General features: G+C 55.5%; 1 protein-coding gene. It reads right to left on the bottom strand.

Going from position 1 to position 254, the window contains the following annotated elements; translation table 11 throughout:
• Positions 1–254 (bottom strand): 2-oxo acid dehydrogenase subunit E2 (locus SB756_RS32590; RefSeq protein WP_410913578.1); only part of this gene is annotated, 254 nt, incomplete at both ends.

Genomic DNA, 254 nt, shown 5'->3' with positions numbered 1-254 from the left:
CGTTGGTGATGGTGAAGTTACCACCGGTCAGATCTTCAACGGTCAGCTTGCCGTCACGGCCTTTGACTGCCAGCTCTTTGATTTTCTTCTCGATGTCTGCCATGCCGAGGGTATCGACATCACGCAGTACCGGTGTCACCAGGCCGCGCGGCGTAGAAACCGCCATGCTGACGTCGAAATAGTTGTGGTAAACCACGTCATCGCCGTCGATAGACGCGTTCACTTCCGGGTAACGTTTCAGGGCTTCAACCACC

Source organism: Pseudomonas sp. SIMBA_068 (assembly GCF_046534705.1).
Taxonomy (GTDB): Bacteria; Pseudomonadota; Gammaproteobacteria; order Pseudomonadales; family Pseudomonadaceae; genus Aquipseudomonas; species Aquipseudomonas putida.
The sequence above is the reverse complement of the archived record's forward strand: the minus strand, read 5'-3'. Positions and strand labels throughout refer to the sequence as shown.